This is a genomic window from Sphingomonas sp. 67-41 (assembly GCF_001899725.1).
In the GTDB taxonomy this organism is placed as follows: domain Bacteria; phylum Pseudomonadota; class Alphaproteobacteria; order Sphingomonadales; family Sphingomonadaceae; genus Sphingomonas; species Sphingomonas leidyi.
The window spans coordinates 316,889-329,370 of record NZ_MKWJ01000022.1 but is presented as its reverse complement, the minus strand read 5'-3'; the positions used below and the strand labels follow the sequence as shown (position 1 = coordinate 329,370).

Genomic DNA, 12,482 nt, shown 5'->3' with positions numbered 1-12,482 from the left:
CCGGCTTGCCCTAAGCCCCGCCGATCCAGGTCTCGCGGACCCACCCCGCCGCGTCGAGCAGCACGAGGTCGGCGGCATGGCCGGTCGCGATCCGGCCATGCCTATCGCCCAGGCCCATCAGCGCGGCCGGGCTGGCGCTTGCCATCGTCACCGCAGTGGCGAGATCGACGCCCAGCATCGAGACCGCGTTGCGCACCGCCGCCGCCATGTCGAGATGCGATCCGGCCAGCGTGCCGTCGTCGCTGCGGCAGGCGCCGTCCTTCACGGTGATGTGGCGGCCCTGCAGCACGAACTCGCTCGCCTCCGATCCGACCGAGGGCATCGCATCGGTCACCAGCATGAAGCCGCTGGCCGGCTTGCAGCGCAGCGCCAGGCGGAGCGTGGCCGGGTTCACATGATGGCCGTCGACGATCAGCCCGCAGACCAGCGCGTCCGAATCGAGCGCGGCGCCGACCATGCCCGGCTCGCGCGAGCCGAGCGGCGACATGGCATTGAACAAATGGGTGACGCCGCGCATGCCCGCGGCCACCGCCGCCTTGGCCTGGTCGTAGCGCGCATTGGTATGCCCCGCTGCGACCACCACGCCGGCGGCGACGAGCTGCTCGATGTCCGAAGCCGCCACGCGTTCGGGCGCGAGCGTCACCAGCGTGCGGCCGCGCGTCAGGCCGGTCAGCGCTGCGATCCCCTCCGCGTCGAGCGGGCGGATCTTCTCGGCCGAATGGATGCCCTTGCGATCGACGTTGAGGAACGGGCCCTCGACATGGATGCCGAGCACGCCCGGTATGCCCGCCGCGATCGCCGCGTCCACGGCCGCCACCGCGCGGCGGATGACGTCGAGATCGTCGCTGATCAGCGTGGGGAGGAAGCCGGTGGTGCCGAAGCGGCGATGCGCGGCGCCGATCGCGGCGATGCCCTCCACGGTCGGCGCGTCGTTGAACAGCACGCCGCCGCCGCCATTGACCTGGGTATCGATGAATCCGGGGACGAGCGTGCCGTCCAGCCGCCGCGGCTCGGCGCCGGCGGGAATCGCGCCGGCCGGCACCACGCCGGTGATGCGCGCGCCGTCGACCAGGACGGCGACATCTTCGCGGAGCGCGCCGTCGACCAGCGCGCATGTCGGGATCAGCGCCTGCATCAGATGGTCTCGGTCACCTTGGCGAGCGACGGCGGCCGATCGGGATCGAAGCCGCGCGCGATCGAGAGCGCGTTGGCGGCGCGGTAGAAAGCCTGGATCTGCAGGATCGGCTCGATCGCCGGGCCCGCCGCCGGGTGCGGCAGATGGATCGCGCCCGGCACCTTGCCGCCGCTCACCAGCACTTCGCCGCCCCGCGCGAGCACATCGGCGACCAGGTCGTCGACGCCGTCGGCAGTGGCATCGTCCTGGCGGAAGACGAGCAGCGGGAAGCCGGGGCCGACCAGGGCCATCGGCCCGTGCCGAACCTCGGCGGCGCTGAACGCCTCGGCATGGAGGCCGCAAGTCTCCTTGAACTTGAGCGCGGCTTCCTGCGCCACGCCGAAGCCCAGGCCGCGGCCGATCACATAGAGGCCGCGCGCGCCGTGCAGCCGCTCGACCAGCGGCGACCAGTCGGCGGCCCAGGCGGCCTCGAGCCGGTCGGGCAGTGCGGCGAGGCCGGCCGCGAGCGACTCGTCGCCTGCCCATTCGCACACCAGGTGGAGCTGAGCGGCGAGCGCGGCGATGTACGACTTGGTCGCCGCGACGCTGATCTCGGGTCCGGCGCGGAGCGGCACCAGCGTGTCCGATTCGGCCGCGAGGGGCGAATCCTCGACATTGACCATCGCCACGGTGCGGGCGCCGCTTTCCTTCGCGGCGCGCATCGCGGCCAGGATGTCGGGGCTCTTGCCCGATTGCGAGATGCCGAGCGCCAGCATGTCGGAATAGTCGGTCTCGACGCCATAGACCGAGGCGATCGACGGCGAGACTGAAGTGGTCAGCAAGCCCAGCCGCGTCTCGATCAGATAGCGGCCGAAGGTGGCGGCATGATCCGAGCTGCCGCGCGCGCAGGTGAGCACGCCGCGCGGGCGGGTGGCGCGCAAGCGGGCGCCCAGCTTGCGGACCGCTTCCGCGTTCCGCTCGAGCTGCCGGCGCACTGCCGCGCCGGCTTCGGCCGCCTCGGCGAACATGCGGGTCGATTCGGGGTTGGTCATCCGCTCAGCCCCGCATGTCGAGTTCGGCGACGAAGTCATAGGCGTCGCCGCGATACCAGCTGGTCGTCGCCTCGATCACCCGGCCATCGGCCAGGAAGCCGCGGCGCTCGATATAGAGGACCGGCGCGCCCACCTCCACGCCGAGCAGGGCGGCGCGCTCGGCGTCGCACAGGGCCGCGCGCAGCCGCTGGAGCGCGCGCACCGGGCGGTTGCCGGTCGCCTCGAGCGCGGCATAGAGCGACGAATCGACTGCATCGAGCCCCGACAGGCCGAAGCCCGGGATGATCGCGAATTCGAGTGCCATCGGCACGTCGTCGGCATAGCGGATACGGTGGAAGCGATAGACCGCGGTGCCGGGGCTGAGCCCGAAGGTGAGCGATTCCTCGCCCGTGACCACGCCCGATTCGCGGATCAGCCATTCGCTGCGCACGCTCCGCCCGCGCGAGGCCATGTCCTCCGAGAAGGACGAGAGCTTGGCGAACTGCTTCTCGACACGGCCGGCGACGAAGGTGCCGGCGCCGTGCCGGCGGACCAGCAGCCCCTCGTCGACCAGCTTGTCGATCGCCTTGCGCAGCGTGATCCGCGAGACCGAGAGATCGGCAGCCAGGTCGCGCTCGGCGGGAAGCGCTTCGTTGGGTTTCAGCAGATTGTCGCGCAGCGCCTCGCGCAACGCGGTCTCGAGCTGCCGGTAGAGCGGCCCCCTGCCTGCTCCGTCGAGCGGCCTGATCTTTTGCGCCAGCAGCGGCATCGGTTCCCCATCATCGGTCGGCTGTGTGCCGGATGCAACACTAGTACCAATAACGTACCACATGTCAGCAAAAAAATTGCGCTGGTCTGTAACCGCACTGTAAAAATCTGTCTTGACGGCCCCTCAACAGTGAGGAATGGTACGGATATTGGTATGCGACTGGTCTGCCAGAGCCGTACCACAACGAATCATAAGCAAGTTCAGAATCATTCTGACCAAGGGGATGAGAGATGGGGATCCGGGGATTTCTTATCGGCACGGCCAGCGCGATGGCGCTGCTCACCGGTGCCGCGCATGCACAGACCAGCGACACCGCCGCCCAGCCTGCCGACGATCACGAGATCGTCGTCACCGGCTTCCGCGCTTCGCTCGCCCAGTCGATCGAAGCCAAGCGCAAGGCCGATGCGATCATCGACTCGGTCTCGTCGGAAGATGTCGGCAAGTTCCCGAACACCAACGTCGCCGAAGCGCTGACGCTGGTTCCGGGCGTCACCGTCGACCGCGCGTTCGGCCAGGGCGAGAAGGTCTCGATCCTCGGCACCGATCCGGCGCTGAACCGCACGCTGCTGAACGGCCAGACGGTCGCCTCGGCCGACTGGTTCATCCTCGACAATCCGGGCCGCACCTTCAACTATGCGCTGCTCGCCCCGCAGCTCGTCAACCGCGTCGACGTCTACAAGTCGCCCGAGCCGCGGATCGACGAGGGCTCGATCGGCGGCACGGTCAACGTACTCACTCGCAAGCCGCTCGAGCTGAAGCCCTTCGTCGTCGCCGGCTCGCTCAGCTATCTCTACAATGACCGTTCGAAGAAGGGCGACGTCCAGGGCTCGGCGCTGGTCAGCTGGCACAATGAGGACAAGACCCTCGGCATCCTCGCCTCGTTCCAGCGCACCAAGGACCGGCTGCGCCGCGACGGCCTGGAGAGCTATGGCACGATCAGCGCGAACTTCTGGGCGGGGAACAACGATGCCAATACCAGCTCGCTGGCCGCGCCTGCGGTCCCGGTCGTGGGGCGGACCTATACCGGCAATTGCACCGGCACCTGCGCCAGCACGCTGACGGCGAACCCGAACGCCAAGTTCCCGAATGCGTTCGGCACGTCCTATTTCGAGCAGGGCCGCGAGCGGCTGACCTATTCGGCGACCGCGCAGTGGAAGCCGGTCGATCAGCTCACGATCACGGCCGACTGGCTGCGCATCGACGCGACCTATGACAATCTCAATCAGTCGATGTTCGCCTTTCCGGGCAATGTCTGGAACAGCGCCGGCTCGCTGACCGGCCTGACGGTGGACAACGGCATCGTCCGCTCGGCGACCTTCAACAACGGGCTCTCGGTGCTCGATGCGCAGTATCGCGTGGCGGAGATGCATTCGCAGACCTTCCACGGCCAGATCGGCTGGGAAGACGTGCATTGGGACCTGAATGTCCAGGGCGGCGTCTCGGATGCCGACGGCGGCACCAAGAAGCAGGTGTTCCTGGAGTTCCTGAACAAGGCCAACTACACGGTCGACATCAGCGGCGCGCCCGACAAGCCGGGCACGATCTCCTATACCAGCAACGTGCTCGGCAATCCGGCGGCCTTCGTCACCGATGCCGGCTGGAGCGGCAATCTCGTCACCAAGCCGACCACCGACAAGGAACGCTACGGCCAGGTCGATTTCGGCCTGAAGTTCGACGGGGTGCTGAAGCGCATCCAGGTCGGCTACAAATATCGCAGCCACGAGACCGCGCAGGCCTATGCCGGCGTCAGCCTGGCCGGCACCAACGGCTTCGCGGTGCCGGCGTCGAACTTCGACACCAGCATCGTCAGGGACAATTACCTGTCGGGCTTCGACGGCATCAACGACCAGATGCGCGGCCGCTTCATCATCAACGGCGATTCGATGGTGAACTATGTCCAGGGCCGGCCGGGCCTGCCGACGCCCTCGATGTTCTCCGCCTCGGAATTCACTGCCGGCAATTGGGACATCAAGGAGCAGATCCACGCCGCCTATGCCCAGGCGAATTTCGACGCCGGCGGCTTCCGCGGCAATTTCGGCGTGCGCTACGTCCACACCGCGACCGACAGCGCAGGCTTCGTCTGCAAGCCGGGCGCGATGTGCAACGCCCAGGCCGACTGGGTGTGGCAGACGACCAAGACCAGCTACGACAATGTCCTGCCCAGCGTGAACATCATCGCCGACGTGCGCAAGGACCTGGTGTTCCGCTTCGCCGCGGCGCAGGTGATCGCCCGTCCGAACTATGCCGATCTGACCAACTATTTCTGGCTGTCGGACCAGATCCTGAGCGGCGGCGGCGGCAATCCGGACCTGAAGCCCTACAAGTCGAACAACTTCAACGCGTCGCTCGAATGGTATCTGGCGCCCCGTTCGATCCTGTCGGGTGAGATCTTCTACAAGGACATCAGCAACTACATCCTGCAGCAGACTGCGCCCGAGCAGCATTACAACACCGCGCAGGGGCGGGTGACGACCTATCAGATCAGCCGCCCGTTCAATGCGGGCTCGGCCGAGGTGAAGGGCTTCGCCGTGGCCTATCAGCAGAGCTTCCCGCTCGGCTTCGGCGTGCTGGCCAACTATACCTATTCGGACGGCAAGGCGAGCACGGGCGCCGACCTGCCCTACAACTCGCGGCACCAGGCCAGCCTGAGCCCGTTCTTCGAGAGTGGCCCGGTGGCGCTGCGCGCGACCTATACCTGGCGCTCGAAATACTTCACGGGCATCGATCGCGGCGATCAGATGTACGTGCGCGGCACCGCCAATGTCGATGTGTCGGCGACGTACAACTTCACCAAGGAAGTCGGGCTCACCCTGTCGGGCATGAACCTGACCGACAGCCAATATTATGCCTATGCCAACACGCCGAGCCTGCCGCGCGGCGTGTACAAGACCGGCCGCAAGCTGCTCGCGACCGTCAATGTGAACTTCTGATCTCCAGCCTGGTGTAGTGCACTGGGGCGGCGGATGGACGAGCGATCGCACCACCGCCGCCCCTTTTTCTCATCCGCCCCCCTTTTCCTATCCGCGGCGCCTGCCCATCGGGCACGCCGCGATTGAGCGCGGGGCGAAACCGCCTAAGCTCGCTCGATCCAAGCCGGGAGCCGTCCGCGTGATTTCCTGCCGCCTCGCCCTTGCCCTCGCCGCTGCGCTCTGCGCCGCCATGCCCGCCGCCGCCCAGCAGCTGCCGCGCCTGCTTCCCGTTCCCGCCGAGATGGCGCCCGCCGCCGGCCGTTTCGCGTTGACCGCGTCGACCGCGCTGGTCGTGCCGGCAGGCGATGCCGGCGCGCGCGCCGCCGCCGATCGCCTGGCCGAGCTGCTCCGCCTCTCGCGCGGCCTGGCGCTGCGGACCGCCGCCGCATCGCCGCGCCCGGCGATCCGCTTCGTGCGCGCCGCCACCGGCAAGGCGGAGAGCTACCGGCTCGAGATCGGTGGGGACGGCGCCACCATCACCGCCGGCGACGATGCCGGCCTGCTCTACGGTGCCGTGACGCTGTGGCAGGTGCTGACCCAGGACGGCGGCAAGGGCCCGGTCACCGTCGCCGGCCTCGGCATCCATGATGCCCCCCGCTTCGCCTGGCGCGGGCTGATGCTCGACAGCGCCCGCCACTTCCAGTCGCCCGCCTATGTCCGCCAGCTGATCGACTGGATGGCGGTCAACAAGCTCAACACGCTGCACTGGCACCTGGTCGACGACCAGGGCTGGCGCGTCGAGATCCGCAAATATCCGAAGCTCACCGGCATCTCGGGCTGGCGCTATCCGGCCGTCGCGCCGGGCGCGCCGCGGCTGCCCAGGACCGGCGGCTTCTACACCCAGGCCGAGATCCGCGCGATCGTCGCCCATGCCGCGAAGCGGGGCATCACCATCGTGCCCGAGATCGAGATGCCCGGCCACGCGCTCGCCGCGATCCGCGCCTATCCCGAGCTCGGCATGGGCGTGCCGATCCCGCCGGGCACCGAGAGCGACTGGGGCGTCTTCCCCTGGCTCTACAATGTCGACGACAAGACCTTCGCCTTTCTCGAGGACGTGCTGACCGAGGTGATGGAGCTGTTTCCGTCGCAATATATCCATGTCGGCGGCGACGAGGCGGTGAAGGACCAGTGGAAGGGCTCGCCCGCCATCCAGGCGAAGATCAAGGCGCTGGGCATCAAGGACGAGACCGCGCTCCAGGCCTGGTTCGTCCACCGCATCGCCGGTTTCCTCCAGGCGCATCACCGCAAGCTGATCGGCTGGGACGAGATCCTCGAGGGCGATGTGCCCGCGGATGCGACGATCACGTCGTGGCGGGGCATCGAAGGCGCGATCACCGCGGCCAAGGCCGGGCATGACGCGGTGCTGAGCCCGTCGCCGACGCTCTACGTCAACCATCGCCAGGGCCAGGGCCCCGACGAGCCGCCGGGCCGCGGCGACGTGATGGACCTCAGGACCGTCTATGCCTTCGATCCGGCGCCCAGCGAGATTCCGGCCGAGCAGCAGCACCATATCCTCGGCCTGCAGGCGAATCTGTGGACCGAGCATGCCCGCACCGAGGCGCGCGCCACCTGGCAATTCTTCCCGCGCGCCAGCGCGGTGGCGGAGATCGGCTGGTCGAAGGCGCAGGGGCGCGACTATGCCGATTTCGTCGACCGGCTGGTGCCGCAGATGGACCGGATGAAGCCGCTCGGCATGACCCCCGCCACCAGCGCCTTCGCCGTGCGCCCGACGCTCGACTACAAGGCGGGGGAGAAGCGCGTGTCGGTGACGCTGGCGAACCAGTCGGGCCTGCCGATCCGCTACACGATCGACGGCACGCCGGTCACCGCGCGCGCGCCGCTCTATGCCGGCCCGCTCGCGCTGTCGCTGCCGACGCGGCTGCGCGCCGCAAGCTTCCGCGGCACCGCCACCGTCGGCGGCGCCATCGACCAGCGCCTCGACGCGCGTAGCGTACGGTTCCGCAACGACGAGGACCTGAAGACCTGCTCGCGCAAGGTCGTGCTGGCGCTCGAGGACGACTATCCCGCCGCCGGCAAGCGCGCGGTGTTCCTCACCGACATCTTCGCGCCCTGCTGGCAATGGGAAGCCGCGCCGGTGGGCGGGGCGAAGGCGATCGCGCTCACCGTCGGGCAGATCCCGTTCAACTTCCAGCTCGGCGCCGATCTCGCGCATGTGAAGATCCCGCCCTCGGCGACGCCCGAAGGCGAGTTCGAGGTCCGTGCCGGCACGTGCGAGGGCCCGCTGCTCGCGACGGTGCCGCTCGCCGCCGCGGCCGGCAATCCCGGACTCACCCGGCTGGTCGCGCCGTTCCCGGTGCGCGCCGGGAACGAGACGCTGTGCATTCGCACCACCGCCAGGGGCCTCGATCCGATGTGGGCGCTGGAGTCGGTGGAGCTGGTGCAGTGAGCGACGCGATCCCGCTGGTTTCCCCCTTTTCCGGCTGGCTCGCCCCGCTCGACGAAGTGCCCGACGCGGTCTTCGCCGAACGGATGATGGGCGACGGCTTCGCGGTCGATCCGGTCGAGGGCGTGCTGCGCGCGCCCGCCGCGGGGGAAGTGATCTCGCTCCCGGCGAGCGCGCATGCGGTGACGCTGCGGCTCGACAATGGCGCCGAGCTGCTGCTCCATATCGGGCTCGAGACGGTTGCGCTGAACGGCAAGGGCTTCGCGGCCAGGGTCGCTCCCGGCGCGCGGGTGGCGGCCGGCGACGCGCTGATCGCGTTCGACCTGGATGAGATCGCCATCGCCGCCCGCGCGCTGATCACGCCGGTGGTGGTGGCGAATCAGGGCTATGCGCTCGCGCTGGAGCCGCTCGGCCGCATGGTGGAAGCCGGCGCGCGGATCGGGCACATCGCGCGCAGCCGGGATGAAGGTGCGATCGCGCGCGCGACGCAGGGCGCCATCCCCCTGTCCGGCGCCGCCGCCGAGCGCAGCGTGCGGATCGCCGCCGCCAATGGCATCCATGCCCGGCCGGCCGCGCGCATCGTCGCGGCGCTGAAGCCCTTCGTCGCCGATGTCGCGCTGCATGTCGCCGGTCGCAGCGCCAATGCCCGCAGCACCGTCGCGATGCTCGGGCTGGGCGCAGGCAAGGACGACGATGTGCGGATCGTCGCGCGGGGGAGCGATGCCCAGGCCGCGGTCGACGCCGTGGCCGAGCTGGTCCTCGCCAACTTCCACGAGACCGCGCACGCATCCGCGCCCAGGCTGTCCGCGACCGCCACCGGTCCGGTCCGCGCCGCGCCCGGCCTCGCCATCGGCCAGGCCTTCCAGCTGCGCGGCGTCGATCTGGCGGTGCCGGCCGATGGCAAGGGTGCCGGCGCCGAGCGGCTTGCCCTGTCCGGCGCGCTCGCCGCCATCGCCGCCGGCCTGGACGGCGCGCATGGCCCCGCCGCCGAGATTGCCGAGGCGCACCGCGCGCTGCTCGCCGATCCCGAACTGGCCGCCATCGCCGCCCGCCATGTCGCGGAGGGACGCAGCGCCGCCTTTGCCTGGCGTGCCGCTACGGCCGAAGCCGCCGCGGCACTCCGCGCCACGGGGGATCCGCTGCTGATCGAGCGTATCGCCGACCTCACCGATCTGGAGCGCCAGGTGATCGCCCGCCTGCTCGGCGCCGCCGCGCCGGCCGCGCCCGCGCTGCCCAAGGGCGCGATCCTGTTCGGCGAGGACCTGTTGCCGTCGCAGTTCCTGGGCCTCGACGCGACGCGCCTTGCCGGCATCTGCACCGCGCATGGCGGGCCGACTTCGCATGTCGCGATCCTGGCGGCATCGGCGGGCGTGCCGATGCTGGTCGCGGCGGGCGAGGGCGTGCTGGCGATCGCCGATGGCACGCCGGTGATCCTCGATGCCGATGCCGGGACGCTCGCCGTCGGTCCCGATGCCGATGCCCTGGCGGCGGCGAGCGTGCGGCTCGCGGCCCTGCGCGAGCGCCGTGCCCGCGAACTCGCCGCCGCGCATGCGCCCGCGCATACCGCCGACGGCACGCGCATCGAAGTCTTCGCCAATCTCGGCTCGGTCGCCGATGCCGCCGCCGCGGTCAGCGCCGGCGCGGAGGGCTGCGGCCTGCTGCGCACCGAATTCCTGTTCCTCGAGCGCGAGACCGCGCCGAGCGAGGAAGAACAGCGCGAGACCTATTCCGCCATCGCCGCCACGCTCGGCGAGCGCCCGCTGATCGTCCGCACGCTCGATATCGGCGGCGACAAGCCGGTGCCCTATCTGCCGATGGACGGCGAGGAGAATCCGGCGCTGGGCCTGCGTGGCGTGCGGCTGACGCTCGCCCGGCCGGACCTGATGCGCGGCCAGCTGCGCGCGATCCTGCGCGCGGTGCCGGCCGCCCAATGCCGGATCATGCTGCCGATGGTCGCGGACCTGGGAGACTATCGTCCGGTCCGCGCGCTGCTCGACGAAGTGCGCGCCGAGCTTGGCATGGCGGAAGCGGTGCCGCTCGGCGTGATGATCGAGACGCCCGCCGCGGCCCTGCTCGCGGGGCAGATTGCCCGGGAGGCCGACTTCCTCTCGATCGGCACCAACGACCTCACCCAATATACGCTCGCCGCCGATCGCGGCAACGCGGCGGTCTCGCAGCGGATCGACGCGATGCACCCGGCGGTACTGCGCCTGGTTCGCGAAGTGGGCAGGGGCGCCGCGGAGGCGGGCCGCTGGGCCGGCATGTGCGGCGGTCTCGCTTCCGATCCGCTCGCCGCGCCGATCCTGATCGGGCTCGGCATCACCGAGCTTTCGGCGACGCCCGCCCAGGTGCCTGCGGTCAAGGCCGCGGTCGCCCGGTTCGACATGGCTGCCTGTGCCGCGCTGGCCGCGCGCGCCTGCGATGCCCAATCCGCGGACGCGGTCCGCGCCCTAGCCATGGAAGCGTCCGCATGAGCTTCAGCCCTTCGACCCTGCTCGCCAAGGCCCAGCCGCTCGGCCGGGCACTGATGCTGCCCATCGCGGTGCTGCCGATCGCGGCGCTGCTGCTGCGGCTCGGCCAGCCGGACATGCTGAACGTCCCCTTCATCGCGGCGGCGGGCGATGCGATCTTCTCGAATCTCGGCCTGCTCTTTGCGGCGGGCGTGGCGGTCGGTCTTGCCCGGGAGAATCACGGCGCGGCCTCGCTGGCCGGCGTGGTCACCTATCTGGTCGCGACCGAGGGAGCCAAGGTGCTGCTCCATTTGCCGCCCGATCTTGCCGGCGCCGGCGCGCTGGAGCAGGCGGCGTGGCGCGCCAAGGAGATTTCCAAGCTCAGCGTTCCCGTCGGCATCTGCTCGGGCATCGTCGCCGGGCTGCTCTACAATCGCTTCCACGCCATCCGGCTGCCCGACTATCTGTCCTTCTTCGGCGGCCGCCGCTTCGTGCCGATCGTGTCGGGCCTGGCCGGGCTGGTCTTCGCCGCCGCCTTCGGGCTCGGCTTCCCCTGGTTCGAGGCGGGGATCGACGCGCTCAGCCACTGGGTGCTCGGCGCCGGTTCGCTCGGGCTGTTCCTCTACGGGCTGCTCAACCGGCTGTTGCTGATCACCGGGCTGCACCACATCATCAACAACATCGCCTGGTTCCTGCTGGGCGACTTCCACGGCGCGACCGGCGACATCAAGCGCTTCTTCGCGGGGGACCCGACGGCGGGATCGTTCATGGCCGGCTTCTTCCCGGTGATGATGTTCGGCCTGCCGGCCGCCTGCCTCGCCATGTACCGCAATGCGCTGCCCGAGCGGCGCAAGGCGGTCGGCGGCCTGCTGCTCAGCCTCGCGCTCACGTCGCTGCTCACCGGCGTGACCGAGCCGATCGAGTTCAGCTTCATCTTCCTGGCGCCGGTGCTCTACCTGATCCATGCGGTGCTCACCGGCATCGCGATGGTGGTGATGGACCTGCTTGGGGTGAAGCTGGGCTTCGGCTTCTCGGCCGGCCTGTTCGACTATGTGCTGAACTATGGCCTTTCCACCCGGCCGCTGCTGCTGATCCCGGTGGGGATCGCCTATGCCGCGATCTATTATTTCGCCTTCAGCTGGTGCATCCGGAAGTTCGATCTCAAGACTCCCGGTCGCGAGCCGATCGAGACGGCGGCGGGCGATCCGGATGCGGCCGTCGCCGATCGCGGTGCCGCGATCGCCGCGGCGCTGGGCGGGGCGGCCAATATCCGTTCGGTCGATGCCTGCACCACGCGGCTCCGCCTCGTCCTTGCCGACAACGGCATTGCCGACGAGCCGCGCCTGAAGGCGCTGGGCGCGCGCGGCGTGGTCAAGCTGCGCGACGGCGGGCTGCAGGTGGTGCTCGGGCCGATCGCCGACCAGGTTGCCGCCGAGGTGCGCGCCGCGATCGGCGGCGGTGCCGTGGCGACGGCTCCCGTGCCCGCCGCGCCGGCGGTTGCGGCGGCGCATGCCGATACCGGCGGCATCCGTGCCGCGCTCGCGGGCACCAAGGTCCGTGCCGTCGCCGCCAATGCCACTCGCGTGCTGATCGACGTCGCGGATCCGGCCGCGGTCGATATGCGCGGGCTGACGGGCGCGGGCGTGCGCGCGGCGCTGGGCTCGGGCAATCGTCTTCACCTGATCATAGGCCCCGGCGCCGAGGCGCTGGGCGCGCAGCTCAGGCGCGAGCTGCTGGCGTGACGC

The 12,482-nt window shown here is 70.0% G+C and carries 7 protein-coding genes; 4 read left to right on the top strand and 3 right to left on the bottom strand.

Annotated elements, in window-relative coordinates; translation table 11 throughout:
- Positions 1-10: 10 nt before the first annotated feature.
- The 3 genes from nagA to BGP17_RS12375 are packed head-to-tail and all read right to left on the bottom strand — an operon-like array spanning position 11 to position 2,914.
- Positions 11-1,138, bottom strand: coding sequence for an N-acetylglucosamine-6-phosphate deacetylase (gene nagA, locus BGP17_RS12385; RefSeq protein WP_380926320.1), 1,128 nt, complete (start codon positions 1,136-1,138; stop codon positions 11-13).
- On the bottom strand, positions 1,135-2,166 hold the full coding sequence (locus BGP17_RS12380) for an SIS domain-containing protein (protein ID WP_286712216.1): 1,032 nt from the start codon (positions 2,164-2,166) through the stop codon (positions 1,135-1,137). The genes nagA and BGP17_RS12380 overlap by 4 nt, the downstream gene beginning before the upstream one ends.
- Before the next feature lie 4 nt (positions 2,167-2,170).
- Positions 2,171-2,914: a GntR family transcriptional regulator gene (locus BGP17_RS12375; RefSeq protein ID WP_086127602.1), complete on the bottom strand. Its 744-nt coding sequence runs from the start codon at positions 2,912-2,914 to the stop codon at positions 2,171-2,173.
- Between the two features lie 230 nt (positions 2,915-3,144).
- Between BGP17_RS12375 and BGP17_RS12370 the strand changes: the two genes are divergently transcribed.
- The 4 genes from BGP17_RS12370 to nagE all read left to right on the top strand — a co-directional run bounded on the left by BGP17_RS12370 (position 3,145) and on the right by nagE (position 12,479).
- Entirely contained in the window at positions 3,145-5,844 is a 2,700-nt protein-coding gene (locus tag BGP17_RS12370; RefSeq protein WP_286712215.1) for a TonB-dependent receptor, read from the top strand.
- A gap of 178 nt (positions 5,845-6,022) precedes the next feature.
- The gene (locus BGP17_RS12365) at positions 6,023-8,290 is read left to right on the top strand and encodes a beta-N-acetylhexosaminidase (RefSeq protein WP_286712214.1); all 2,268 of its coding nucleotides are present in this window, start codon (positions 6,023-6,025) and stop codon (positions 8,288-8,290) included.
- Positions 8,287-10,761, top strand: a complete 2,475-nt coding sequence (gene ptsP, locus BGP17_RS12360; protein ID WP_286712213.1) for a phosphoenolpyruvate--protein phosphotransferase — start codon at positions 8,287-8,289, stop codon at positions 10,759-10,761. The genes BGP17_RS12365 and ptsP overlap by 4 nt, the downstream gene beginning before the upstream one ends.
- Positions 10,758-12,479 (top strand): N-acetylglucosamine-specific PTS transporter subunit IIBC, encoded by a 1,722-nt coding sequence (gene nagE, locus BGP17_RS12355; protein WP_286712211.1) that lies wholly within the window; start codon positions 10,758-10,760, stop codon positions 12,477-12,479. The genes ptsP and nagE overlap by 4 nt, the downstream gene beginning before the upstream one ends.
- Positions 12,480-12,482 lie beyond the last annotated feature (3 nt).

Excerpts from the sequence above, each read along its gene's own strand:
- BGP17_RS12375 (WP_086127602.1), bottom strand. The coding sequence starts at position 2,914 with ATGCCGCTGCTGGCGCAAAAGATCAGGCCGCTCGACGGAGCAGGCAGG.
- BGP17_RS12380 (WP_286712216.1), bottom strand. The coding sequence starts at position 2,166 with ATGACCAACCCCGAATCGACCCGCATGTTCGCCGAGGCGGCCGAAGCC.
- BGP17_RS12370 (WP_286712215.1), top strand. The coding sequence starts at position 3,145 with ATGGGGATCCGGGGATTTCTTATCGGCACGGCCAGCGCGATGGCGCTG.
- nagE (WP_286712211.1), top strand. The coding sequence starts at position 10,758 with ATGAGCTTCAGCCCTTCGACCCTGCTCGCCAAGGCCCAGCCGCTCGGC.